We start from the raw sequence: 26,311 nt of genomic DNA on the forward strand, positions 1-26,311 counted from the left end.
GCAAGCATGGCGACCAAGGCGTTTTCAGTGAAGTTCGAGCCCGGAGTCTGGTTCGAGGGCGTGGCCGATCAGTTTCGTGGCCTGAATACCAGCGAGCCGGGGCAATGGCCTTGGGCGCCGAAGCTGGCCGCGTTTGCGGCGGTGGCCGTGCTGGTGATGGTGCTGGGCTGGGTGTTTATGTTGGCGGATGTGCAGTCGGCGCTGGACGCCGAGCGTGAGCGCGAACCCGTCCTGCAGCAAGATTACAAAGGCAAGCTGGCCCAGGCGGTCAATTTGCCGGAATTGCGCAAGCAAAAAAGCCAGGTTGAGGAATATGTGACTCAGCTGGAAAAGCAATTGCCCGGCAAGGCCGAGATGGATGCGCTGCTTTCCGATATCAACCAGGCAGGCATTGGTCGCGGCCTGCAGTTCGAGTTGTTCCGCCCAGGCCAAGTGGTGGTGAAAGACTATTACGCCGAGTTGCCCATTGCGCTGCGGGTGTCCGGGCGCTACCACGACATCGGCGCTTTTGCTGCCGACGTTTCCAATTTGTCACGGATTGTGACCTTGCACAATTTGAACGTTTTGGCCCCCACCGGCAAGGATGCAGCCAGCGGCAACCTGAGCATGGAGGCGACCGCCAGAACCTACCGCTACCTTGATGCGCTTGAGGTGGCCGATCAGAAAAAGACTGCGGCCAAGGCTGCAGCGGGAGCCAAAAAGTGAAGGCGCGACTGATCACCGTGATGCTGCTGGGCAGTTTGTTGGCGGCTTGCTCGGCCGATATGGACGAGCTGAGCCAATGGATGGAACAGCAAAAACGCGAAGCCAAGCCCACCATCAAACCCCTTGTGCCGCCCAAGAAGTTTCTGCCGCAACCCTATGAGGCCGCGGCCGGTGTAGACCCCTATAGCCCTCAAAAGCTCAGTGTTGCGATCAAGCAGGAAGCGGCTCAGCCCAATTCTCTACTCAGCGCTGAAATGAATCGGCGCCGCGAGCCCTTGGAAGCCTATCCGCTGGACAGCATGTCCATGGTCGGCAGCATGATGCGCCAAGGGCAGCGTTATGCCTTGTTGAGAGCCGACAACCTGCTTTACCGCGTCAAAGACGGTGAGCATCTGGGCTTGAACTTTGGCCGGGTGATGAAAATTTCAGAAACCGAAATCACGCTGCGCGAGGTCGTTCAAGACGCCGCCGGTGAATGGGTAGAACGCACAAGTACCCTCCAGCTTCAGGAGCAGGGACGATGAAAATATTGCAGCAGGAGACATTCGGCATGGGCCATTGGCGCGCGTTGAGAATAGGTGTAGCAGCATTGTTCAGCGTATTGCTGGCGACGCAGGCGCAGGCTCAAATCAGTATTCGTTCAATCAACAGCGTGCAACAAGCGGGCGTAGAAGTGGTGCGCATCGAGATGTCGCAGCCCTTGACCGAGTTGCCCAAGGGCTTCACGGTTCAAACGCCCCCGCGCATCGCTATTGACTTGCCTGGCGTTGTGAACGGCATCGGGCGCTCCTTGGTGGAGGTCAATCAAGGCAATCTGCGCTCTGCCAATGTGGCGCAAGCCGGCGATCGCACGCGGGTGGTGTTGAATCTGCGCCAGGCTTCGGGCTACCGCGCGGAGTTGCAGGACAATGCTTTGTTACTGGTGTTGGAGTCGGCCCCTGGTGTGGCCAAGAGCCCAGGCGAGCCGCTTCATTTTGCCGCGAGCTTGAATGCAGAAACGCAGTTGCTGCGCGATATTGACTTCCGCCGTGGCCAAGACAATGCGGGCCGCATTGTGGTCAATCTGCCCAGCAATCAGGTTGGCGTCGACATTCAGCAGCAGGGTCAGAATTTGGTCGTGGAGTTTTTGCGATCCACTCTGCCTGAGGGCTTGCGCCGCAAGCTCGATGTGTCGGATTTCGGCAGCCCGGTGCAGACGATCTCGACCTCGCAAGTGGGTGACCGCGTGCGCATGGTGGTGGAGCCCAAGGGTGCTTGGGAACACAGCGCCTACCAAAGTGACAACCAGTTTGTACTGGAGCTCCGGCCGCAGAAGCTCGACCCGAACAAGTTGACGACCGGTCCCGGCTTTGCTGGAGATAAGCTGTCCTTGAACTTTCAGAATATTGAAGTACGCGCCCTGCTGCAGGTGATTGCCGACTTCACCAACTTCAATGTGGTCACCAGTGACTCGGTGACGGGCAATGTGACCTTGCGCCTGAAAGATGTGCCTTGGGACCAGGCGCTGGACATCATCATGCAGGCTAAAGGCTTGGGCCTGCGCAAGTCCGGCAATGTGCTGTGGATTGCCCCCAAGGACGAATTGGCCGCCAAGGAAAAACTGGACTTGGAGTCTCGCGCCCAGATATCACTGTTGGAGCCCGTGCGCACGCAAGCCATCCAACTCAACTACACCAAGGCTGAAGAGGTGGCCAAGGGTTTGAATGGCCAAAATGTAGGCGGCAGTAGCAGCGGCGGCGGGGCCGGCGGCCAGAACTCTTCACGCATCTTGTCGCCGCGCGGCAGTGTGATGTTTGAGACGCGAACCAATCAATTGTTCGTGACCGATATCCCGGCTAAGTTGGAAGAAGTGCTGGCCATGATTGCCAAAATCGACATTCCAGTGCGGCAGGTTTTGATTGAGGCGCGCATTGTTGAAGCGGATGACAAGTTCGGCCGCTCTTTGGGTGTCAAGCTGGGCTTCAATGATTTGCGTGGTCAGCAAGGCGGCATACCGGGCCGCAATGTAGGCGGCAATCAATATGTGGTGGCCGGCGGTAACTACAACGGCGTTGGATTCAGCACCAAGCAGACGGGCGAAAACAACTTTGCCAACACGCAGTTTGTCAACTTGCCAGCCAATGTGTCCTCCGACGCTTTCGGTGGCGCAACAGCCGCAAACTTTGCACTGTCGCTGTTCAGTTCTACTGCCAATCGCTTCTTGAACCTTGAATTGTCGGCACTGGAATCCGACGGCAAGGGCAAGATTATCTCCAGCCCGCGGGTGATTACCGCCGATCAGGTCAAGGCCTTGATCGAGCAGGGCGAGGAGCTGCCCTATCAGGTGGCCACGGCCAGTGGCGCCACCTCGATTCAGTTCCGCAAGGCAAATCTGAAACTGGAAGTGACGCCGCAAATCACGCCCGAGGGCAACGTGATTCTGAATGTGGACATCAACAAGGACAGCCGCGGCACATTGACGCCACAAGGTTTTGCCATCAACACCAAGCATGTGCAAACGACGGTGCTGGTTGAAAACGGCGGCACGGTGGTGATTGGCGGCATCTTTACGCAAGACGAACGGGATGATATTTCCAAGGTGCCGGTCCTGGGTGACGTGCCATACCTGGGCAACTTATTCAAGACCAAGTCGCGCTCGTCGATAAAGACCGAGTTGCTGATCTTCCTGACACCCAAGGTGGTCAGTGATAGGGCAACCGTTCGATAAACGGCGACAAATAAATTGGGAGTTGCCGCATGAAATTGATGCGCGCATTGCAGGAGTAAGCAGAGATGAGTAGCAGTAAAACGTTTGAAAGCCTTGGCCGCCGCTGTGCGCAAGCTTTGCTGGGCCTGGCTATGGCTGCGGTTTTAGCTGCATGTGGTGGTGGCGGCGGAGATGCAGGCAAACCGATATTTCAAGATCCCAATACGCCGGTAACGCCGCCTGTGGCATCGAGCTTGGTGGACTTGGCCTTGGTGGTGGACAAGCAAACGGTGCCCAATACTGGCGCGGAGGTGGTCACATACACCGTCACGGCGCTCGGAGCAGGCAATGCCGCATTGATTGGCGCAGAAGTGCCGGTTACGGTTGAAGTGGATGCCGGGGCCGTCGTGACACCTTCTGCCAAGACAACCGATAAGACCACGGCCAAGATAACTGCCGTCGTGGCATTGATCGATAAGACAAGTCGTACTGTCACATTGACGGCAAAGAGCGGCACTGTCAGCAAGAAGCTCAGTTTCAATGTGGTGGACAGTGTCACCGGCAGTGCCGTAGCGGATCTTTCGGTCGTAGTGGACAAGGTCTCTATCCCCAATACGGGCACCGAAGACGCCAGCATCACAGTCACGACGCTGGACGCGGCTCGGTCGGCGATTGGCGGCGTTGCGGTCACCATGCAAGTGGTCGATGTCGGTGACGCGGTGGTGCTTGATCCAGGTAATACGACGACCAGCGTGAGTTCCGGGCAATTGACGCGTCGCTTGAAACTGCAAAACATCAAGACCAAGCGAACAATTGCCGTCAAGGCTACCAGCGGGACCGTGTCGCGCACCATCACGGTGGATGTCGTTGATCCTCCGGCTGGCACCGTCTTGACTGCCAGCGATCTGACGCTGTCCATCAGCAAAAACAGCATCAATAACTCCGGCAGTGAAACGGTCGATGTGATTGCACGTGCGGTTGACGTCAATCGCAATGCCTTGGCAGGCATCGATGTGATCTTCCGGGTTGATAGTGATGCGGTGCTCACGCCAATCTCTACCAAGACCGACGCAAAAGGAGAGGTCAGGGCCACTGTGGGCATAGGTGCGAATCGCACCGTACGGACCATTACCGTGTCGGCCGAGAGCGGCTCTCTGAAAGGTGTGCGTTTGTTGAGTGTGACCGGAGCAAAACTGCAGGCAACCGTTAATCAACCTAATCGCTTGGTGGGTGAGCAGGGCACGGTCGATTACAGCTTGTTGGATGTGAATGGCAGTCCAATCGATGGCGTAGAGATTGTCGCCACGGGCCCAGGTGCGGCCACCGGTCGGGGTGTGACGAATGGGCAAGGCAAGTGGACATATTCCTATAAGGCCGAGGGCAACGGAAAGATGTCGATCAAGGCAGTGGGCGGCGCTGGGGATACTCCGGTCGAATCCTTTGTTAATGTCGCCTCAAAGCCTGCCGCACTGGATCCGGCAGTGAAGATTTTGTCGGCAACCATGACCATGGATACCCTGGTGGTTAAAGTCAACGAGATTGGAAAAGACGTAAATCGAGCCGAGATCAGGATTTTGTTCCGCGGTGAAAAAAATGCGCCGATTGAGAATGTTCGTGTCCATATTGGATTGGGTGCGAATAATAGTTCGACCGATGGGCGTTTTAGCGTGAATGAGAGTGATCCGCCATTGTTGTCGGATAAGAATGGTTTGGTTACATTGAGCTTCATTCCCGGAGAGCGCGCTAGCCCGACCGAGGGCGTAAAGATTCAAGGTTGTTATGGAAGAACAGACGATCTGGGTACGACGGCGAGTGGTTGTCTGAACGGCCTCGCGATAAATCCGGTGAACTTGACCATAGTCGAGACGCCCGTTTCAATCTCTATCGGCGGCGATGATGTACTCACGATTGGTGATGCCGGTTTGACCTATATTGCCAAGTTCACCGTGCTGGTTGTTGACTCGGCGGGTAACCCAAAGTCGGATGTCCAGGTTACACCGGTCGTTGACTTATTGGGTTATGGCAAGGGCTACTATGTATATGATGGGACCAGTAAGAAATGGGGCATTCCGCTGGATTTGACATTCGTGCCTATATTTCTGCAGTGCCCAAATGAAGATAGACTGGATCCTGATGGAGCAAGAAATGGCACCCTTGAGGCGGGTGAGGATATCAACGGAAATCTCCAGCTTGATCCTCGAAAGTCAGATGTTTCAGTTGCTTTGGAAGGTAGTACAAAAACCGATAAGAACGGTTTGGCGACTTTGAGGATTGAATATCCAAAAAGTATGGCCTCTTGGGTTCGGTATATGATTAAGGTCAGTGCGCCCGGTGTACTGAGTCCACCAGCTTGGTATGGTCGCTATGAAGAGCGCTGGTTGCCGACATTGACTGCTGCGATCAAGAATGAGAGCGCACCAGCGTTTCAAATCAGCCCATACGGGATTGATACGTCCGGTTATGTCAATAGTTCGACCGATCCTTTGGTTCCGATCGGCGCCGGTTGCTTCAGCAAGAAGTAGTTTGCGGGATTAGTCGTTTGATCATCTCTCTCGTCGGCATGCCCGGCGGTGGCAAATCCACCGTCGGTCGTGCCCTGGCTCGCCAGTTGGGCATGCGCTTTGTCGATACCGATGCTGAAATTGAAGCCCGGCTGGGCGAGGCTATTCGCAGCTTTTTCGACCGCTCGGGCGAGGCGGCCTTCAGGGACATCGAGTCTGAAGTGCTGAGCGAGATACTCGCCCGGGAGGGCGAGTTTGTCTTGGCCACCGGCGGGGGGATTGTTCTGCGCGATGCCAATCGCGATTTGCTGCACCGTCATTCCACGGTTTTGTATTTGCGCTCCACGCCGGAAGAGCTGTTTCGGCGCTTGCGCCACGACACCCAGCGCCCGCTGCTGCAGGTGCGCGATCCGCTGGCGAAGTTGCGAGAGCTCTATTTGCAGCGCAATCCACTCTATCGACGTTGCGCTCATTTCGTGCTGGAAACCGGCCGTCCCTCGGTCAACGGTCTCGTCAATATGGCGCTGATGCAGTTGGAGTTGGCGGGTCTGGTGGACCCTGGCCGGGTAGCCGCCACGGTGGGGGCGGAAAAGCATTGATGGGGGTTCCTTGAGTGTCCGCCGGGTGAGTGCTCCTCGCCCCGTACACTTGTCGCTATGACAGCCTCCAAGACCCCTTCTTTCGCAGTTCAGCCTCAGATTGTTCCTATCGCCCTTGATGAGGGGCAGCGAGGCTATGACATTCTTATCGGTGCAGGCCTGCTGGATGAGGCTGCAGCTTGGGAGGGCCTGCCCAAGGCCGCTGCGGCCTTGATTGTCAGCAATGAGACCGTTGCGCCGCTCTATCTGGCGCGTTTACAGCTTCGTCTGGCTGCGCAATATGCGCGCGTGGAAACCGTGCTTCTGCCCGACGGCGAGCGCTACAAGGATTGGGCATCTCTGAACCTGATCTTCGATCACCTGCTTGAGACCGCGTCCGACCGAAAAACCGTGCTGTTTGCACTCGGCGGCGGCGTGATTGGCGATATGGCCGGCTTTGCGGCCTCGGTTTATATGCGTGGCGTGCCGTTTGTCCAAGTGCCGACGACCTTGTTGGCGCAGGTTGATTCTTCGGTCGGCGGCAAGACCGCGATCAATCATCCGCTGGGCAAGAATATGCTTGGCGCGTTTTATCAGCCGGCGCGTGTGATTGCCGATCTGGATACCTTGGACAGCTTGCCGCAGCGAGAGTTGTCGGCGGGTTTGGCCGAGGTCATCAAGTACGGGCCGATTGCCGACGCCGCTTTTTTGGCATGGATTGAGCTGAATCTTGACGCCTTGCTGGCGCGCGACAAATCGGCGCTGGCCTATGCCGTCAAGCGCTGCTGCGAGATCAAGGCTTGGGTGGTGGGGCAGGACGAGCGCGAGCAAGGGCTGCGGGCCATTCTCAATTTCGGGCATACCTTTGGCCATGCCATCGAAACCGGTCTCGGTTATGGCGAATGGCTGCACGGCGAGGCGGTTGGCTGCGGCATGGTGATGGCGAGCGATTTGGCTGTGCGTTTGGGCTTGATGCCGGGTGAGTTTTTGCCTCGTATGCGCACGCTGATTGAACGCGCTGGGCTGCCAGTTGTCGGGCCTGCTTTGGGGGCGCAGCGTTATCTGGAATTGATGCGGGTCGACAAGAAGGCCGAGGGTGGGGCGATTCGCTTCGTTTTGCCTGAAGGGCTGGGCAAGGCCGGCATGCATGCGGCGCCCGATGACTTGGTGGCGCAAGTATTGGCCAGCCACGTCGCCTGACCACGTGGGTATGCCCGCAGTGCTTGTGCCTCAACTCGCGCCTTACGCCTGCGACCCTGCGCGCAGCCGCGGCCGCCGAGTCTACGAGATGCCAGCGCCAACGCGCAGCGAATTTCAGCGCGACCGGGATCGCATCATCCACAGCACCGCATTCAGGCGCCTCGTCTACAAGACGCAGGTGTTTCTGAATCACGAGGGCGATCTGTTTCGCACCCGTCTGACCCATTCGCTGGAGGTGGCGCAACTGGGTCGCTCAATTGGCCGCAGCTTGCGCCTCGACGAGGACTTGATCGAGGCCATTGCCTTGGCGCATGACCTGGGTCACACGCCGTTTGGCCACGCCGGGCAGGATGTGTTGGACGAATGCATGAAAGCCCACGGTGGCTTCGAGCACAATCTGCAGTCGCTGCGCGTTGTGGATAAGTTGGAGCAGCGCTACCCGGCGTTTGACGGCCTCAATCTGTGTTTTGAAACCCGTGAAGGCATTTTGAAACATTGCGCACGTCGCAATGCGCTGCTGTTAGAGGCGGCAGAGCCCGGAGGGGTGGGTGAGCGTTTCTTGCTCGGCCAACAACCGAGTTTGGAGGCGCAACTCTGCAATTTGGCCGATGAAGTCGCCTACAACGCTCACGATATTGACGACGGTGTGCGCTCGGGCTTGTTGGCTTTGGAACAGTTAGAAACGGTGCCACTGGTTCAGACCTATTTGCGCGAGGCGCTGCAGGCCTACCCCGGCTTGAAAGGCAAGCGACTGCTGGCTGAGACCATTCGGCGCATGCTCTCCGCGCAGGTGTACGACATCATTGACGCCACCACTGCGGCCTTGGTGGACCTGGCGCCAGCAGATGTCCAGGCGGTACGCGGGGCTGGCCCGCTGCTGCGCTTCTGCGCCGAAATGCGCGCCGCCAGCACCGAGTTGAAGCGATTTTTGTTCGCACAGCTGTACCGGCATAGCCAGGTTCAGTCCACCCGGCAACGCGCCGAGCAAGTGCTGCGCGATCTGTTTGGCATCTACGCAGCCGACCCGCAGCAAATGCCGGCCGAGTATCTGCAAGAGATCGATCAAAGCGACCTGCCGCGCGCTTGCGCCGACTACATCGCTGGCATGACAGATCGCTTTGCGATTAGAGAGCACCACCGATTGACTGGGCAGTCCTTGTTCTAGCAAGTCCTAGCAGGACTTTAAAATGGGGTCAGGTTCATTTATTGCGCCCCTCAGCCGGGCGGATCCCCATGGCCAGACTCCCTCGCCTCATGCTTGCCGGGCAGACGCACCACGTCATTCAGCGCGGTAACAATCATCAGCCCATCGTTCTCGACGATGCGGATCGCCAGCATTATTTGAATCAACTGCATGAGTGCGCTGCGACGCACAAGGTGGCGATTCACGCCTATGTATTGATGGACAACCATCTTCATTTGCTGGCGACGCCCGAGGTGGACCAGGGCATTAGCCAGATGATGCAGGCGCTCGGGCGCCGCTACGTGGTCTGGTTCAATCACAAGTACGGCCGCAGCGGCACGCTGTGGGAAGGGCGCTTCCGGGCCGCCTTGATCGACAGCGAGCGCTACTTGATGGCATGCATGCGCTATATCGAATTGAATCCGGTGCGGGCTGGCATGTGCGCAAGCGCAGAGGCCTACCCCTGGTCCAGTTGCGCCCATCATTTGGGGCGGCGCAGCGATCCTCTGATCAATGACCATGCCTTGTTCTGGTCTTTGGGCAACACGCCGTTCGAACGTGAGCTGGCTTATCGGGAGTTGCTGGACCAAGGGTTGCCCGAGCCAGAGCGCCTGCAGTTCCATGATGCGGCGATGAAGGGGAGGCCCATCGGTTCTCCAGAATTTTTGAAGAGTTTGGCCGACAAGACCTTGTTGCCGCTTGCGCTCAGGCCCCGCGGCCGCCCTAGAAAAACTCAATCGGAAGCCGAATTAAATGAACCTGACCCTATTTAAATGAGGTTTTGGGTGTGTCTGGGAAATTAACTGAACCTGACCCTATTTAATTTGACTTGATGACTTTGCTGCGCTGCAGTAACCTTCGGGCCGTAATGGATTACCGAGGACCGCGCCATGACCCGATCGACCCAGGCCGAAGCATTGCAGCAAACGCAAGCGCTTGTGCAGCAACAAGCTGAAAAGCAAGATTTGGCCGCCCATGGCCTGTACCGGCCACAGAACGAGAAAGACGCTTGCGGGCTCGGCTTCGTGGCGCACATCAAGGGCCAGAAGGCGCACTCGATTGTTCAGCAGGGCCTGAAGATCCTCGAAAACCTCGATCACCGGGGCGCGGTTGGTGCCGACAAGTTGATGGGGGACGGCGCCGGCATCTTGATCCAGATCCCGGATGAGTACTTCCGTGCCGAGATGGCCCGCGCCGGCACAGGCCCCGATGGATCGGTGGGCGTGGAGCTGCCCCCTCCCGGCGAATACGGCGTTGGCATGATCTTCCTGCCCAAGGAGCATGCGTCGCGCTTGGCTTGCGAACAAGAGTTGGCTCGCGCAATCAAGGCCGAAGGTCAGGTCTTGCTGGGCTGGCGCGATGTGCCGGTTGATGCCGAAATGCCGATGTCGCCGACCGTGCGCGCCAAAGAGCCGATCATTCGGCAAATCTTCATCGGCCGTGGCCCGGACATCATTGTTCCCGATGCCTTGGAGCGCAAGCTCTACGTCATCCGCAAGACAGCGTCCAGCGCTATCCAGGCGCTGCAACTGACCCACAGCCGCGAGTACTACGTGCCCAGCATGAGCTGCCGCACCATCATCTACAAAGGCCTCTTGCTGGCCGACCAAGTAGGCAGTTACTACAAAGACCTGGCCGACCCGCGTGTGGTCTCCGCGATCGCCTTGGTGCATCAGCGCTTCTCGACCAATACCTTCCCCGAGTGGCCACTCGCCCACCCCTACCGCATGGTCGCCCATAACGGTGAGATCAACACGGTCAAGGGCAACTTCAATTGGATGCGCGCCCGTGAAGGCGTGATGAAGTCGCCGGTGCTGGGTGACGATCTCGACAAGCTCTACCCAATCAGCTTCGAGCACCAGTCCGACACAGCGACCTTCGACAACGCAATCGAGTTGTTGACCATGGCCGGCTATCCGCTGGCGCACGCCGCCATGATGATGATCCCGGAAGCCTGGGAGCAGCACGAGATGATGGATCAGCGTCGCCGTGCGTTCTATGAATACCACGCCGCGATGATGGAGCCCTGGGACGGCCCGGCCGCCATGGTCTTCACCGACGGCCGCCAAGTCTGCGCTGCGCTCGACCGCAATGGCCTGCGTCCGGCGCGCTACTGCATCACCGATGACGACTTGGTCATCCTCGCCTCCGAGAGCGGCGTGCTGCCAATTCCTGAGAACAAGATCGTCAAGAAATGGCGTCTGCAGCCCGGCAAGATGTTCCTGATCGACCTGGAACAGGGTCGCATCATTGACGACGAAGAGCTGAAGAATCAATACGCTAACGCCCGCCCTTATCGGCAGTGGATCGAGAACGTGCGCGTCAAGCTCGACGACATCGCGGTGCTTGACGCCAAGCCGGTCGCCTTTGAGTCAACGCTCTTGGACCGTCAGCAAGCCTTTGGCTTCACACAGGAAGACATCAAGTTCTTGATGGCGCCTATGGCCATCAACGGCGAGGAAGCGCTGGGCTCCATGGGCAATGACTCGCCCTTGGCCGTCTTGTCATCCAAGGACAAGCCGCTGTTCAACTACTTCAAGCAGTTGTTCGCCCAGGTCACCAACCCGCCGATCGACCCGATCCGCGAGGCGATCGTGATGTCGCTGAACAGCTTCATCGGCCCAAAGCCGAATCTGCTGGACATCAATGCGGTCAACCCGCCGATGCGCCTGGAAGTGTCGCAGCCGGTGCTGGACTTCAAGGATATGGCGCGCCTGCGTCAGATCGAAGCGCATACCCACGGCAAGTTCAAGCCCTATGAGCTGGACATCACTTATCCGCTCGCCTGGGGCCATGAAGGCGTCGAGGCGCAGCTCGCTTCGCTTTGCGCCGAGTCGGTCGACGCGATCAAGAGCGGCCACAACATCCTCATCATCACCGACCGTGGTTTGAGCGAGAGCCGGGTGGCTATCCCTGCTTTGCTGGCGCTGTCCGCCATCCATCACCACTTGGTGCGCGAAGGCCGCCGTACGACAGCCGGTTTGGTGGTTGAAACCGGCAGCGCCCGCGAAGTGCACCACTTCGCCGTACTGGCTGGCTTCGGTGCCGAGGCGGTCCACCCCTATCTGGCACTGGAAACGCTGAGCGAAATCGCTGCTGGTTTGCCGGGCGACCTGTCGGCCGACAAAGCCATCTACAACTACATCAAGGGCATCGGCAAGGGCCTGTCCAAGATCATGTCCAAGATGGGCATCTCGACCTATATGTCTTACTGCGGCGCGCAGATCTTCGAGGCCATCGGCCTGAAGAGCGACTTCGTCGAGAAGTACTTCCGCGGCACGCCAACGCAAGTCGGCGGCATCGGCGTGTTCGAGGTGGCCGAAGAAGCGATCCGCTTGCACCGCGCTGCTTACGGCGACGACCCGGTGCTGGACAGCATGCTGGACGCCGGCGGCGAGTACGCCTGGCGGGCGCGCGGCGAAGAGCATATGTGGACGCCGGACGCGATCGCCAAGCTGCAGCACAGCGCACGCAGTGGCAAGTTCGACACCTACAAGGAATACGCGCAGATCATCAATGACCAGAGCAAGCGTCACATGACCTTGCGCGGACTGTTCGAGTTCAAGTTCGACCCGAGCAAGGCAATCCCGCTTGACGAAGTCGAGTCGGCGAAAGAAATCGTCAAGCGTTTCGCCACCGGCGCGATGTCGCTGGGCTCGATCAGCACCGAGGCGCATGCGACGCTTGCCGTCGCGATGAACCGCATCGGGGGAAAGAGCAATACCGGTGAAGGTGGCGAGGATCCTGCGCGCTATCGCAATGAGCTCAAGGGAATCAAGATCGTCGCCGGCACCAAGGTGTCCGACGTGATTGGCAACAAGGTCATCGCGGTCGACTACGAGCTCAAGGAAGGCGATTCGCTGCGCTCCAAGATCAAGCAGGTCGCGTCCGGCCGCTTTGGTGTGACGACCGAATACTTGGTCAGCGCCGACCAGATCCAGATCAAGATGGCCCAGGGCGCCAAGCCGGGCGAGGGCGGTCAACTGCCGGGCGGCAAGGTGTCGGAGTACATCGGCATGTTGCGTTACTCGGTGCCGGGCGTTGGCTTGATTTCGCCGCCGCCGCACCATGACATCTATTCGATCGAGGACTTGGCGCAGCTGATTCACGATCTGAAGAACGTCAACCCGCGCGCCGATGTGTCGGTCAAGCTGGTGTCTGAAGTCGGCGTCGGCACGATTGCTGCGGGCGTCACCAAGGCCAAGGCCGATCACCTGGTGATCGCCGGCCATGACGGCGGCACCGGTGCATCGCCTTGGTCCTCGATCAAGCATGCCGGCACGCCTTGGGAGTTGGGCCTGGCCGAAACGCAGCAGACCCTGGTCCTGAACCGTCTGCGCGGCCGTGTGCGTGTGCAGGCCGACGGCCAGATGAAGACCGGCCGCGACGTCGTGATCGGTGCGCTCTTGGGCGCCGACGAATTTGGCTTCGCCACAGCGCCGCTGGTGGCCGAAGGTTGCATCATGATGCGCAAATGCCATCTGAACACCTGCCCGGTCGGCGTCGCCACGCAAGACCCTGTCCTGCGCGCCAAGTTCACCGGCAAGCCCGAGCATGTCGTCAACTTCTTCTTCTTCATCGCCGAAGAAGCGCGTCAGATCATGGCCCAACTGGGCATGCGCAAGTTCGATGAGTTGATCGGCCGCAGCGACCTGCTGGACACTAAAAAGGGCATCTCGCACTGGAAGGCCAAGGGCCTGGACTTCAGCCGCGTCTTCCACCGGCCCGCGCTGGCACTGGACGTCGCGCGCATCCACAACGATGTGCAAGACCATGGCCTGGAGCGCGCGCTTGATGTCAAGCTGATCGAGAAATGCTTGCCTGCGTTTGAGAAGGGTGAGAAGGTTCAGTTCATGCAAGAGGTGACGAATGTGCGCCGCACCGTCGGCGCCATGCTGTCGGGCGAACTGATTCGCCGCCGCCCCGAGGGCTTGCCGGACCACACCATCTTCATCCAGATGGAAGGCACCGGCGGCCAGAGCTACGGCGCCTTCCTGGCGCAGGGCATTACTTTCTACTTGATTGGTGACGCGAACGACTACACCGGCAAGGGTTTGTCGGGCGGCCGCGTGGTGGTTCGCCCCAGCATCGACTTCCGGGGCGATGCGACCAAGAACATCATCGTCGGCAACACCGTCTTGTACGGTGCGACGCGCGGTGAGGCATTCTTCCGTGGTGTGGCCGGCGAGCGCTTTGCGGTTCGCCTGTCGGGCGCCTCGGCGGTGGTCGAAGGCACCGGCGACCATGGTTGTGAATACATGACCGGCGGCACCGTCGTCGTCTTGGGCAAGACCGGCCGCAACTTCGCTGCTGGCATGAGTGGCGGCATCGCCTATGTGTATGACGAGGACGGCTTGTTCGCCAAGCGTTGCAACCCATCCATGGTGGCGCTCGACAAACTGCTGCCCGCCGCCGAGCAAGAAGCCACGGTCGACCGCGCAGTCTGGCATCACCTGGGCGAAGCGCCGGCTCAGACCGACGAGGCCATCCTGAAGAAGATGCTGGAAGACCACCACCGTTGGACCGGCAGCCAGCGCGCCCGTGATCTGCTCGACCACTGGGCCGATTCACGCGCCAAGTTCGTCAAGGTGTTCCCGCACGAATACCGCCGCGCCTTGGGCGAGATGCACGCCGCCAAGCAAACAGTCGAAACCATTGAGCAAGCCAAAGCGCCTGCAAGCAAGCCAGTCAAGGCCTAAGGGGAAAGTCATGGGAAAAATCACCGGCTTCATGGAAATCGAGCGTCTGGAAGAGGGCTATGAGCCCGTCAGTGCGCGCGTCAAGAATTACAAAGAATTCGTCATCGGCTTGAGCGCCGATCAGGCCAAGCTGCAAAGTGCGCGCTGCATGGACTGCGGCACGCCGTTTTGCAACAGCGGCTGCCCGGTCAACAACATCATTCCGGACTTCAACGATCTGGTCTATCAAGGCGACTGGGCTAACGCCATCACCGTGCTGCACAGCACCAACAACTTCCCCGAGTTCACCGGCCGCATCTGCCCCGCACCCTGCGAGGCCGCCTGCACGCTGAACGTCAATGATGACGCGGTCGGCATCAAGTCGATCGAGCACGCCATCATCGACCGCGCCTGGTCCGAGGGTTGGGTCAAGCCGGTGCTGCCCAAGGTCAAGACGGGCAAGACCGTGGCCATCGTCGGCTCCGGCCCGGCCGGCATGGCCGCAGCGCAGCAGTTGGCGCGCGCCGGCCATAGCGTGACGCTGTTCGAGAAGAACGACCGCGTCGGCGGCCTGCTGCGTTACGGCATCCCCGACTTCAAGATGGAGAAGAGCCACATCGACCGCCGCGTTGCGCAGATGGAGGCCGAAGGCGTGGTTTTCCGTACCGGCGTGCTGGTCGGCACGATGCCCGCAGACTCCAAGGTCACCAACTGGGCCAAGGAAAGCATCAGCCCCGACGAGCTGAAGGCGCAATTCGACGCCGTGCTGCTGACCGGCGGCGCCGAAAATTCGCGTGACTTGCCCATGCCCGGCCGCGAGCTGAGCGGCATCCATTTCGCGATGGAATTCCTGCCGCAGCAGAACAAGGTCAATGCCGGAGACAAGTTGAAGGGTCAACTGCGCGCCGACGGAAAGCATGTCGTCGTCATCGGCGGCGGAGACACCGGCAGCGACTGCGTGGGAACGAGCAACCGCCATGGTGCCAAGAGCGTCACCCAGTTCGAGGTGATGCCGCAGCCGCCTGCAGAAGAGGACCGGCCCATGACTTGGCCTTACTGGCCGCTCAAGCTGCGCACCTCCAGCAGCCACGAAGAAGGCTGCGAGCGCGAGTTCGCGATCTCGACCAAGGAATTCTTGGGCGGCGAAGGTAAAGACAAAGGCAAGCTGACCGGCGTCAAGACCGTACGGGTCGAATGGCAGGGCGGCAAGATGGTTGAAGTGGCCGGCTCCGAGCAAGTCATCAAAGCCGATCTGGTCTTCTTGGCCATGGGTTTTGTATCGCCAGTGGCGACCGTTCTGGATGCTTTTGGCGTCAACAAAGACGCCCGCGGCAACGCCAAGGCCACCACCGACTTCACCGGCGGTTACAAGACCAATGTGGACAAGGTTTTTGCCGCCGGCGATATGCGGCGCGGCCAGTCACTGGTGGTCTGGGCGATTCGCGAAGGCCGCCAAGCGGCGCGGGCGGTCGATGAGTTCCTGATGGGCGGGAGCGACTTGCCGCGTTGATGGTCGTTTTGTTTAGCCAACAGGGCTATTCCGACAAACAGCGCTGCGAAGTCGCAATCGCAGGTTCCAGCGGGCGGATCTCCACCGCCTGCTGTTCCACGAACAGCACTTCAAGACATAGGCGTGCGCTTTGAGCTACTTGCCCTGCCATGCCGGGTGCAAATCGTACTGCGGCCAGTCCGTCCTTGACGGCGGTGACGAAGGGCTTGTAGACCTGATCTCCGGCGCGTGCGTCGCGCAGTGCGGGTGGCAGGGCCAAGGTCTCAATGGAGTTCATGGCTCCAGTGGCATCAAGGCCAACCAAGACCCGCAAGCGTAGGCGCCCACCAGGCAGCGGCGCATCGGGATATGCGATCAGGACCTGATCTTGTTCGGCGGCCAGCAGCACAGGCCAGCTGTCAAGCTCGGCAGCCTGTGCTGTATCGCTTGCCTGGGCTTGGATGGTTTCTGCGGGAGCCGGCCGCTCATTCTTCGAGTTAGTCGCCCCAGGTTCAGGCGCGGTATGCGCTTGAAGCTGCAGGCCTTGCGGTGGCGGCAGCAATCTGAGCGCTGTTTGATGACTGCCGAACGAGCCACGACGCGGTGTTTCACTCGCCCCGCCCGACCCTTGCCATTTCATCGTCAAAAAGCCTGCGTGCAGCAGCAAGGCCAGCGCCGCGGACCACAGCAAGCTTTTCGAATGAGTGCGGCGGCTCGGCGGCATCGGTGGGCGGCAATGCAGCTTAGTTTTGAATCAGGTCTCGCCAGGACAGACGTCGGGTGGCGCTGGTTGAAGGACTGACCGGCGCGGGCGTCGAGACCGTACGATTGTCCGACAGTCGGCTCACGCTGATCACCTTGTTATTGGGTAGCTTGATCAAGGCCGGCCGCGTAGCGATCGCGTTGCCCAGCGGGACGCTGACGACGCCATTGGCGGTCGAAACAGGCGCGCCGGTGGCGTAGTCGAGAAAGTTGGCGAAGCTCGAACCACCGACCTTGCAAACATTGCCCGTTTCGATCACGTTGGAGTTGACCACCAAGGTGCCCAGTGCCAGCTGCGGGTCGGTGTTGACGCGTTCGCGCGAGGAGGGCAGATCCACATACCAACCGCCGTCGCTGGCCAGATTGACGACCTTTGGCACTTCAACCGTACGCACATCCGTGCTTTCCACGCAGGCCGAGCTATTGGCCGGGCACTTCTTGCCGCCGGTGATGACTTGCTGCACAAATTTATTGGCCGGCAGGCGGGGGTCGCCAAAGTCGCTGGCGCTCAGTCTGTCCTTGACAGCGTAGATGGACTGCTGCTCGGCATCGCTCAGGTCAGACACGCCCAAGTAGCGGCCGGTGCCCACATAGACCATCGCGTAACTGCCGACTTGGCCCAGTTCAGGGCGTGACGTGATGGGCTGAGCCGTGCCGGCTTCATTCTTCAAGGTGGCGAGTCGTTGCGCGTTATAGCCTCCGCCGAGGATGCCGTTGACGTCGAAGCGCCACAAATTGCCGAACTCATCTCCGCCGTAGACGCGCTGCACGGTGTTGTCCACGTCGCCGTTGTCGACCCAAGCGCGGATATGCGTCATGCCGCTGGCTGAGCCGGTGCCGCCGGCGCTGGTGGCGATGCTGCGTATCAATGTGCCGGTGGTGGCGTTGAGCACAAACAGCCGCCCCTTGCCGTCGCCCGGTGAGGTGTTGTTATAGCCAGATCCGAAGAACACCGCCCAAGTGCCATCCTTGAGTTTGCCGATTTCGGGCTTGCCCACGCTCAGACCCAAGTTGTCGTCGGTGAACTCCCACAATGCTTTCGGATCTGCCGGGTCTGTCACGTCCAGTGCGTAGTAGCCCCGGCCGCCGGCGCCCAAACCGCCCACCAAGAGGGTGCGCCATTGCGTCCCGTCATAGACGTCTTGCACGGTCGGGGTGCCGTCCACGAAGTACTCGTGCTTGGTCGCGTATTCCATGTCGGCCAGCCGATAGAGCTTGGGCAGCATCAGCGTCGGGATGAAGGCCCAGGCCTCCTCGCCGGTAGCCGAATTGAAGGCATGCAGCATGCCGTCATTGGCGCCGACGTAAACCATGCCTGCGCGAGCATCGACGGTGGCCTTGTGGGTCTCGTAACCGGCGTCGGTGTAGGTGAATGAAGCCTTGTCCACAAAAACGGCTTCGGAGTTGACGATGTCACCGAGCAGATGGGCCCGCCGACGGAAGTACTTCAGGGGCTGGCCTACCTCGGTCAGCTCGCCTTCATTGCTGCGTTCGCCGCGCAAGTACTTCACCAGCGCCTCGCCGCCCGCGGCGGTTTGCTCGGTGTCGGCCAGGCAATACGGGCCGAAGCTGCAGAACTGGCTCAGTTCCCGGCCGCTTGTTTTGACATAGCTCTTTGAGAAAAAGTCCTTCTCGCTGGCGCTCAGCGTGCCCCAGGTGAAGAGCTTGCGCTTCTTTGACTCTCCTGCCGCGAACATATAGATGGTGCGGCTGGTGTTCGCATTGAGCTTGTCTCGCGCGGACCAATCGTAGGTGCTGCCATCAACAGTACCGAACTCGATGTCGAGGCGCTGGCTTTGCAGTTCCCCCGACCACTCGCCCGAACTGAAGTTCGAGACGAACACCTGGTTGTCGCCGGCCGCCACATTCGGGTTGCTGGTGGTGGCCGCAGCTGCCGCTTTGGTCTGTACGTCAATGGCCGCCAGCGCGCTGGCCAAGCCGGTGAAAAGCGTGGTCGGGTCGGAAGCGCTGAAATAGGTGCCATCGCCGTTGACCGCAGCGTGCCAAAGGTCATCGATTGTCGTCAGCGTGTTGCTGATTGGGCTCGGCCAGGTGCAGCTTCCTGTGGTCTGCCAGCTGCAGACGCCACCCGACGGGTTGGCGGGCGAACCTTCCCGCACCGCGTAGAAGTCACCGCTGGTGTCGGTCCGGTAGGTCGAGCGGAACTGCATATAGCCCGATGCGCCAAGACCCAGCGTGAAAGTCTTCATGTTCTGAACGACGTCAGCGCCACTGGGGCCGGCGCCGTTGCCGCATACATCGGTGGTGCCGTTCAAACAGGCAGCGCTGTTGTTGGCGCCTGTGCGCAGATCGGTCCTGAAGTAATAGGACGCCACATCGGCCAGGGTGTTGCCGGTACCGGTGGTGTCCAGCATCGGGCGCGCCAAGGCACTGTCTTGGTCGCCGATTTCGGTGCTGTTGTCGAGCTGCAGCGGATCACTGCTTTCATTCCAGAAGCCGTCGGTAGAGAGAATCGTGAAGTTTCTCTGGCAGGAGTATTCCATCGGGTCGGTCACGGTCACGCCGTTGAGGCTGCTGCCGTTGTATTTGCCGCCATACAGTCGACCGGCCTTGGACAGCGCGCTGCGCAGAGGCGTCGAATTATTGGGTTTGGCCTTGTTCAGTTTGCTAAACCAGTTGGTTTTCTGCGTGCTCTCAAAGACGCCCAGATTGAGGAAATCGGAGCCCGTGTTGTTGTTGATGCTCATATAGCCAACGCGCCGGTTGTTGGTCACCGGCGCGAAGGCGCGGCTGGCCGAGGACTTCATCGATTGCATGCGCGTGTGATAGTAAGTCCACCAATTGGCGAAATTGGTCATCTCTTCGGCGTAGCTGCATGTCGCGCCGGCGCAGTCTTTGCGGCTGGCCGCTTTAGGGTAGCTTGTACGCGAGGGAATGATGTCGACGCGTTCGAAATTCCCCGGAAAGCCAGCCGGGATCGCCGCAACCTCAGGGACTTCTGCGGTGTAACCTGAAAATGCCACTGGGCTAGGTGAGACGGAGATGATGCAGGAGGAGTTGGAGCCCGCTGATCTGGTCATCGAGACCGAACCGGTGAAATCACCGGCCGACAGCGGCGCCGAAATGGTCACTTTGCTGCTGCTGACCACCGCTGTGTAGCCGGTGGAGCCTGATCTGCTATTGATGCCGTCTCTGACTGATGTGGCCAGAGTGCTGGACGAGTTGGTGGTCCCGGTAGCGACGCCTCCGAGCAAGTCCACGCCTGTCACCACAACGCTGCCAATGCCTGCCTTCTTGCTGCTGCTGCAGCCGGACAATGAAAACGTGAACGAGGCCTTGGCGGGATTTGCCGGTACAGCGTCGACCTTGGCGACACCTGACGACGCGTACTTGGTCGGATAGCGCGCCGCCGTGTAGACGTCGGTTCGAACTGCTTGGCAGCTACCCGCCGCCGGCGTGATGGCGCGTGCGTTGGTATCGCTATTACACCAGCGCACCGGCGCCGGAATTGTGAATGCGCCACCCGCCCCAGATTGGCAATTGCGCAGATTGTCGGAGTCGCAATACTCGGACGGCAGGATACGGTAGTAATGTGGGCCCCAGCTTTGATTGGTCACAACTGTGGCGGCATCGGGCGCGCCGGTCGCCAGCTTGCCGGTGCCGCTGGCCGTGGTGGCGTTGAACTTGGTGTAGAGCTTGCCATCGACCCTGCCTGGCAAGACATAGTTGCCGTTGCGCAGGCAGTCGGAAAAGGTGCCGTCGTCCACACACCATTCGGTGTCCGGATATTGGGTCAGCAGATTGATGCTGGAGCTGTTCTGCACCAGGTAGGCGTCGTTGCGAACACTGGTCCAACTGGTCTGGCTGGCCAGGACGGTGCCGGTGGCATCCACCGGCGGTAGATAGACGGTGGCCGGGTTGTAGGCCATGCCGTTGAAACTGCTGGTCAGGAAGGGCGGGTGGCCGCGCCTGCTGCCGAACGGGGCGGTGCCGCTCCAGCAGGTGGTCGAGGTGTTGCCGCCCTGGCAGCAGCTGTTGCCGAAGTCACCGGTGTAGGTGGCACCGGTGTTGATGCCGGCGCCCTTGGATCGGCACAGCCCGCCTGCCGTGTGGTCGGGCATGAAGTCGAAATCCATCGAGCCCGAGTCATCCAGGATGAATAGCAGGTTCGCTTTGACGCTTGTCGGCGAGGCGACCAGCAAGGGCGAGGAGGAAATGTCGGTCGCACGAGCGCTTGGCAAGCCTAGGCTCAGGGCAACCGCAAGCAAGGCGCCAAAGCGCAAGGAGTTGAAGAGTTTCATGGGAACCTCATGAGCGGGCTGATTCGGGCATGCTGCTGGGGACATAGCATCAGATTGCGACCACGGCTTGGACGAAGCTGACCGCATTGCGCGGGCCTTGGACACGCACCGTGATGCGGTAATAGGTCTGGCTAGGCACCAACAACTTGATGCCGCTGGACTTGCTGCTGGTCTGCGTTGACGAACTCAGCGTGGCCGAGCTCTCGCAATTGCTCGCCAGTGGGTCGCCGGCGAATGCGCACAGCCTGTGAATGACGAAGGACACGGTATTGCCTGCGGCATCTACCGGCAGTGTGTTGACCAAGTTGTTGGCGACCAACGTGGCATTCCAGAAGGCTTCCCAAGTTTGCTGCGTCACCGGATCGGGGTCAGCACGGGAGGCGCGGTAGCTGTAGGGCTCGGCGCCGCCTGCTGTGATGTTCCCAAACAACTTGTTCGCGGGCGTCGGCGGCGCTGTGGGCTTGGCGGGGTCAATGGTCTGTTCGCGTGACTTTTGTTCCAGCCAAGCGACTGCCCGCTCGACGCCCATATCTGAGGATTGCGTGGCCGACTGCTGGAACGCCAAATTGCCGGCAACGCGGTTGCTCGTCAGTACCGAACGCATCAGTCCTATGGTGGCCAGTGACATCGCGACCAAGACAATGATGGCCAGCAGCAGGACGATGCCGCGCTGCTGCTGGCGCACGGGAGCGACAGCAGCCTCATGGAGTTTTGAGTTCAACATCCCGTGGGTACTCCCTGCCAAGCCACATTGCGCAGCGGCACCGTGGTTTCAAAGGTCTTGTAGCGGTATCGTTTCCAGTTGCCGGTGAGCCCGATGGGCGCGCTGGCGCCAGCCGCCCAGGTCGGTGCAGAGGCGGTGACATCACTGGATTCGAGTTGGCCATTGCGGGCCACCAGCACCAGGCGTGTGGCCAGAATGCAGTTCCAGCCGGCCGCTGTGGTGGGTGTGGTCTGGTCATAGCCATCAAGCACAGCATCTGGGGGAAGGGTGCTGTCGCGGCCATATTCGGCCCGCAAACTGACCACGCCGTCCGCAACCTCAGCCCAGTTGGCTGCCGTGGTCAGGCGGCAGTTCTGGGTCAGGAAATCGCAAGTCGTCAGACGTCCGTTGCGCACCGCATAGGCGACGACGCGGGGAGTCGTGCCCCAGTTGTAAAGAGTGCCGTTGGCAACGCCGGCCGTGCCGAAAGCGACAGTGACATTCGGCGCCACAGGGGCAGCAGCAACATTGCTCAGCAGCAGCCCGCAAGGCGCTTGACGCACGGCTGGCGCGGCAATGACGAGGTCGCCGACGCGAAACGCCGATGGTGTGCTGACCGAATAGATCGCCGCACCCGCCTGGGTATTGATGCGGTCGCCTTCGGGCGATCCCAGTCCGCTGCCGTAAACGATCAAGAGGGTATCGGTGCCGGCGTCGCCAGCAGGGATGTCGGCATGATTGATGGTCAAAGGCGCCAGCCCGTTGAGGGTGACACCGGCTCGCAGCAGCAAGTCGCAGTTCAGTAAATTGGGATTGGTCAGGCCCTGGCCAGCTTGGCGCAGGTCACGCTGCAGCACTGTCAGGGCGATCGCGCCAATCGTCTGCGCGTCGTCGCCGCCTGTGGTAGTGCGCCGGGCACCCTCTGACATCTTGAAAACTTGCATCACGACGATCACGGCGGCCATCGCAACGACGATGCCCACCATCAGCTCTATCAAGCTGAAGCCCTTAGACCGCCTGTGGCGCTGTTGTAAGTATGTGGCCTGCACCTTGAACTCCTATTTGATTTCTGTGACCACAATCAAGTTGCTGGGCGGGTCGCCGCTCGGATCCGAAGGTGATTTCCAGCGCAAGGTAATGGTGACCCGGTTGCTTGGGGTCAGCCCAACGGCAGGTGCGCTGGCGCCGCCCCCGACCAAGGCGGGCAGCGGGTTGACCTGCGCAATGGTTACCAGCGGCGGGTAAGTCGCGGCGCCCGGCAGTGCGGCGGCCACGCGGGCCTTCCAAGCCGTGTACTGGGCGCCACCAGCGGCGCTTCCAAAGCCAGCCGTCAACGCGGCAAAGCTGCGGTTAGAGACCCACATGGTCCCGATCATTTCGTTTGCCAACAGCGTGGCGTCGGCTCGGTACTTGGCTTGGCCGGATTGTTTGACCGCATTTGCTTGCAGGCCTACCAGGCCGAGCACACCGAGTGCGAAGATCAGCAGTGCGACCAGCACCTCGAGCAGCATGAAGCCGCTGCAGCCGGCTGCAGCCGAACTTTGATGAGGGGTTTTGCGTGTCATTTTCTTCCCCTGCTCAGCAAGCTTGCGGGTCGCCGGCGGGATACCGGGGGTTGCACATGCGCACTTGGCCGGCGGGAGAGATGACCACGCGCAAACAGGTCAGGTTTCCGCCGCCGGCGGCACAGTCGTCATCGCTGTTGGTGTTGTTGACGTTAATGGTGATTGCTGCAGCTGGCGCTGGCGCCAAACGACCCAGGCCGTTGAAGATGACGTTGCTCGCGCTTGCGGTCACGGTGGTGTTGCCGGAGCCGTCGCGGCCGGCGCGTGTTTGCAATATCGCGGGCTGAACGGTGTCGGACGGCGCTGAGTTGCAACTACCCTCGACCGAGTCGTTTGCGGCACCGGCATCGGCCAGATCCACGACCCAGCTCGTACCATTTGGACTCAGCACGCAGGAAGCATCCACTGAACTGGTCAGCTGAAAGCGCACCGTCGTGTTGCGGGTGGTTGCCTCTGATTTGGCGTACTGCAGGCCCGACACGATGGACTCAGCGGTTGTGCGGATGCGGGTGTTTTGCAACCAAGTCGAAAAGGCTGGCGCGCCAACAGCCATCAGGACCGCAGCGATAGTGAGGGTCACCATCAGCTCGATCAGCGTCATGCCGCGAAACTGATGCTTCATATTCAACATATGCCGCCCTTCTTGGTCACCCAGCAACTGGTGGATGTACTCCAGCCGGAGGGCACCGAGCTGGTCGCCTTGCTGCCGGTTTGGTTGACAGTGAAGGTGAAGCCGGACATGGCGTCCTTGCCGACGGCTTGCAGGGAAAACGCCGTCGCGCTCGCGCTGGCGCAGCTGAAATCGAAAAACCTGCTGGTGCTGCTGTCGGTGGTGCAGCCCGGCGCATTCACATAGGTACGGTTGTCTTGGTAAAACTGTTCCATCTGCACTTGCAAGGTGGCTAAACGGGCGGTGGCGTCCGGGATGCGGCCACGCACCACATAGTCGGAGTAAGCCGGAATAGCCACAGCGGCCAAGATACCGACGATTGCCACCGTGACCATCAATTCGATCAAGGTGAAGGCGCGTTGACGGGTCTTGGCGGCAGGCTTTTGGTGCTTCATGGTGAGAGTTCTCCGTTGCTTGGGTGAATTGTGGATGGGCTCGAATCAACTGGCTTGCCGCCCATCGTCACGATGAATGCGCTCATCGGCTCAAGGTTTTCAGTCGTGAAAATCTTCACGAAATCGACAAATTGTTTCAAGCGCGCCTTGCGTCGCGAGCCGCGCCACGGGGCAGACCGGCGTCTCGCGCGGGGTTTGCAAATGGCCTCGACGGGCCTGGAAAGCAGCTACTCGTACTTTCCCCTATGATTGAGTTCTTTGCATCGCGGGGCTGCAGACCTCGGTTACGCGCCCCATGGCACTCAAGTCCCCTCTATCGGCAGATAACGCCGTGCCATTAATCGAATTGCGTGATGTCACCTGTGGCTACGGTGATCGGATCATCTTGGAGCAGGTCAATCTGGTCGTGCCTCGCGGCAAGGTGCTGGCGCTGATCGGCACCTCGGGCGGCGGCAAAACTACCGTGTTGCGCTTGCTTGGCCGGCAGATTCGCCCAATCAAAGGGCAGGTCTTGTTTGATGGCCTGGACATTGCGCCCTTGAACCTCACCGACCTTTACGCCGTTCGGCGCCGCATGGGCACTTTGTTTCAGTTCGGTGCCTTGTTCACCGATCTGTCGGTGTTCGAGAACGTCGCATTTCCCTTGCGTGAGCACACCAAGCTGCCCGAGGCCATGATCCGCGATCTGGTGCTGATGAAACTCAACGCGGTGGGCCTGCGCGGCGCTCGGGATTTGATGCCGTCCGAGATTTCCGGCGGCATGGCCCGGCGGGTGGCCTTGGCGCGCGCCATCGCTTTGGATCCCGATCTGGTGCTGTATGACGAGCCCTTCGCTGGTCTGGACCCGATTTCGCTGGGCGTGGCGGCGCGTTTGATCCGTGATTTGAATGACGCCCTGGGCCTGACCAGCATCATCGTGTCGCACGATCTGCATGAAACCTTCGCGATTGCCGATGAGGTCGCCATGATCGCCAACGGCCGGGTGGTGGCGCAAGGCGCGCCGGACGAATTGCGGCGCAGTGAAGACCCGTTGGTGCGCCAGTTCGTGGGTGCCGAGCCCGAGGGCCCGGTGCATTTCCATCAGCCGGCCATGCCTGTGATGGATGACTTTGGTCTGGGTGCGCGCGCATGACGATAATTTCAAGCAAGCTGGCGCTTATTGGCCGCGCGCTGCGACTCAAGCTGGCCGATATTGGCGCGGCCACGCGTTTGTTTTTTCAGATTCTGGCCCGTTTGCCGCAAAGCCTGCTGCGCTTTGGTTTGGTGCGCGATCAGGTGTATTTCCTCGGCAATCACTCGGTGTCATTGATAGGGGTGGCAGGCCTGTTTGTCGGCTTTGTGCTGGCGTTGCAGGGCTATTACACGCTGCAGCGCTATGGTTCGGCCGAGGCGGTGGGCTTGTTGGTAGCCCTGAGCTTGGTGCGGGAGTTGGGCCCGGTGGTGGCTGCGCTCTTGTTTGCGGGCCGGGCCGGCACTTCGCTGACGGCCGAGATTGGTTTGATGAAGGCGGGCGAGCAGTTGACGGCGATGGAGATGATGGCCGTCGACCCGCTGACACGGGTCTTGGCGCCGCGCTTTTGGGGCGGAGTGATTGCGATGCCTTTGCTGGCCGCTTTGTTTTCGGCCATCGGCGTGGTTGGCGGCTGGCTGGTGGCGGTGGTGCTGATCGGCATCGACGACGGCTCGTTCTGGTCGCAGATGCAGGGCGGTGTTGATGTCTGGGCCGATGTCGGCAACGGCGTCATCAAGAGCTTGGTGTTTGGTGTGACGGTGACGTTTGTGGCGCTCTTGCAGGGCTATACGGCCAAGCCGACACCCGAGGGTGTGGCGCAAGCGACAACGCGTACCGTGGTGGTTTCTTCCTTGGCGGTTTTGGCACTCGACTTTGTGCTGACCGCCATGATGTTCTCGATTTAGTTTTTGTTGGAATTTGG

At 60.1% G+C, this 26,311-nt stretch carries 19 protein-coding genes; 12 read left to right on the forward strand and 7 right to left on the reverse strand.

Translation table 11 applies throughout. The annotated features are described in order from the left end of the window. Window positions 1-6 precede the first annotated feature (6 nt). The 10 genes from LNV08_RS10915 (at window position 7) to LNV08_RS10960 (ending at window position 16,041) form a co-directional block, all read left to right on the forward strand. The gene (locus LNV08_RS10915; RefSeq protein WP_263533733.1) at window positions 7-705 is read left to right on the forward strand and encodes a type 4a pilus biogenesis protein PilO; all 699 of its coding nucleotides are present in this window, start codon (window positions 7-9) and stop codon (window positions 703-705) included. Window positions 706-725: 20 nt separating this feature from the next. Next, entirely contained in the window at window positions 726-1,229 is a 504-nt protein-coding gene (locus tag LNV08_RS10920; RefSeq protein WP_263534074.1) for a pilus assembly protein PilP, read from the forward strand. Further along, entirely contained in the window at window positions 1,226-3,412 is a 2,187-nt protein-coding gene (gene pilQ, locus LNV08_RS10925) for a type IV pilus secretin PilQ (protein WP_263533734.1), read from the forward strand. Before LNV08_RS10920 ends, pilQ begins: the two co-directional genes overlap by 4 nt. A 65-nt stretch (window positions 3,413-3,477) precedes the next feature. Then, window positions 3,478-5,913 carry an Ig-like domain-containing protein gene (locus LNV08_RS10930; RefSeq protein WP_263533735.1) on the forward strand — a complete coding sequence of 812 codons (2,436 nt, stop codon included), beginning with the start codon at window positions 3,478-3,480 and terminating at the stop codon, window positions 5,911-5,913. Between the two features lie 17 nt (window positions 5,914-5,930). After that, window positions 5,931-6,491, forward strand: a complete 561-nt coding sequence (locus LNV08_RS10935) for a shikimate kinase (RefSeq protein ID WP_263533736.1) — start codon at window positions 5,931-5,933, stop codon at window positions 6,489-6,491. Between the two features lie 57 nt (window positions 6,492-6,548). Further along, complete coding sequence (gene aroB / locus LNV08_RS10940; protein WP_263533737.1) at window positions 6,549-7,670, forward strand: 3-dehydroquinate synthase; 1,122 nt, start codon at window positions 6,549-6,551, stop codon at window positions 7,668-7,670. Window positions 7,671-7,680: 10 nt separating this feature from the next. Next, window positions 7,681-8,835 carry a deoxyguanosinetriphosphate triphosphohydrolase gene (locus LNV08_RS10945; RefSeq protein ID WP_263533738.1) on the forward strand — a complete coding sequence of 385 codons (1,155 nt, stop codon included), beginning with the start codon at window positions 7,681-7,683 and terminating at the stop codon, window positions 8,833-8,835. 68 nt (window positions 8,836-8,903) lie between these two features. Next, window positions 8,904-9,626 (forward strand): REP-associated tyrosine transposase, encoded by a 723-nt coding sequence (locus LNV08_RS10950; protein WP_263533739.1) that lies wholly within the window; start codon window positions 8,904-8,906, stop codon window positions 9,624-9,626. A 117-nt stretch (window positions 9,627-9,743) separates the two neighbouring features. After that, on the forward strand, window positions 9,744-14,552 hold the full coding sequence (locus LNV08_RS10955) for a glutamate synthase-related protein (protein ID WP_263533740.1): 4,809 nt from the start codon (window positions 9,744-9,746) through the stop codon (window positions 14,550-14,552). Window positions 14,553-14,562: 10 nt separating this feature from the next. Next, on the forward strand, window positions 14,563-16,041 hold the full coding sequence (locus LNV08_RS10960) for a glutamate synthase subunit beta (RefSeq protein ID WP_263533741.1): 1,479 nt from the start codon (window positions 14,563-14,565) through the stop codon (window positions 16,039-16,041). Between the two features lie 25 nt (window positions 16,042-16,066). Here LNV08_RS10960 and LNV08_RS10965 read toward each other — a convergent pair whose 3' ends face one another. The 7 genes from LNV08_RS10965 to LNV08_RS10995 are packed head-to-tail and all read right to left on the reverse strand — an operon-like array spanning window position 16,067 to window position 24,377. Further along, window positions 16,067-16,711: a hypothetical protein gene (locus LNV08_RS10965; RefSeq protein WP_263533742.1), complete on the reverse strand. Its 645-nt coding sequence runs from the start codon at window positions 16,709-16,711 to the stop codon at window positions 16,067-16,069. 52 nt (window positions 16,712-16,763) lie between these two features. Beyond that, window positions 16,764-21,044 (reverse strand): pilus assembly protein, encoded by a 4,281-nt coding sequence (locus LNV08_RS10970; RefSeq protein WP_263533743.1) that lies wholly within the window; start codon window positions 21,042-21,044, stop codon window positions 16,764-16,766. Between the two features lie 49 nt (window positions 21,045-21,093). Continuing rightward, window positions 21,094-21,768, reverse strand: a complete 675-nt coding sequence (locus LNV08_RS10975) for a hypothetical protein (protein ID WP_263533744.1) — start codon at window positions 21,766-21,768, stop codon at window positions 21,094-21,096. Further along, a complete protein-coding gene (locus LNV08_RS10980; protein WP_263533745.1) occupies window positions 21,762-22,796 on the reverse strand; it encodes a PilW family protein in 1,035 nt (344 codons plus the stop codon). Before LNV08_RS10980 ends, LNV08_RS10975 begins: the two co-directional genes overlap by 7 nt. A 9-nt stretch (window positions 22,797-22,805) precedes the next feature. Further along, window positions 22,806-23,312 carry a type IV pilus modification protein PilV gene (pilV, locus tag LNV08_RS10985; protein WP_263533746.1) on the reverse strand — a complete coding sequence of 169 codons (507 nt, stop codon included), beginning with the start codon at window positions 23,310-23,312 and terminating at the stop codon, window positions 22,806-22,808. Window positions 23,313-23,325: 13 nt separating this feature from the next. Then, window positions 23,326-23,943, reverse strand: coding sequence for a GspH/FimT family pseudopilin (locus tag LNV08_RS10990; RefSeq protein WP_263533747.1), 618 nt, complete (start codon window positions 23,941-23,943; stop codon window positions 23,326-23,328). Then, complete coding sequence (locus tag LNV08_RS10995; RefSeq protein WP_263533748.1) at window positions 23,937-24,377, reverse strand: type IV pilin protein; 441 nt, start codon at window positions 24,375-24,377, stop codon at window positions 23,937-23,939. The genes LNV08_RS10990 and LNV08_RS10995 overlap by 7 nt, the downstream gene beginning before the upstream one ends. A 295-nt stretch (window positions 24,378-24,672) precedes the next feature. Between LNV08_RS10995 and LNV08_RS11000 the strand changes: the two genes are divergently transcribed. Together LNV08_RS11000 and mlaE are read left to right on the forward strand one after the other, a co-directional pair. Further along, entirely contained in the window at window positions 24,673-25,509 is an 837-nt protein-coding gene (locus LNV08_RS11000; protein ID WP_263533749.1) for an ABC transporter ATP-binding protein, read from the forward strand. After that, a complete protein-coding gene (gene mlaE, locus LNV08_RS11005; RefSeq protein WP_263533750.1) occupies window positions 25,506-26,294 on the forward strand; it encodes a lipid asymmetry maintenance ABC transporter permease subunit MlaE in 789 nt (262 codons plus the stop codon). Before LNV08_RS11000 ends, mlaE begins: the two co-directional genes overlap by 4 nt. Window positions 26,295-26,311: the final 17 nt, after the last annotated feature.

The sequence above is a fragment of the Paucibacter sp. TC2R-5 genome, assembly GCF_025717605.1.
Classification (GTDB): Bacteria; Pseudomonadota; Gammaproteobacteria; order Burkholderiales; family Burkholderiaceae_C; genus Paucibacter_A; species Paucibacter_A albus.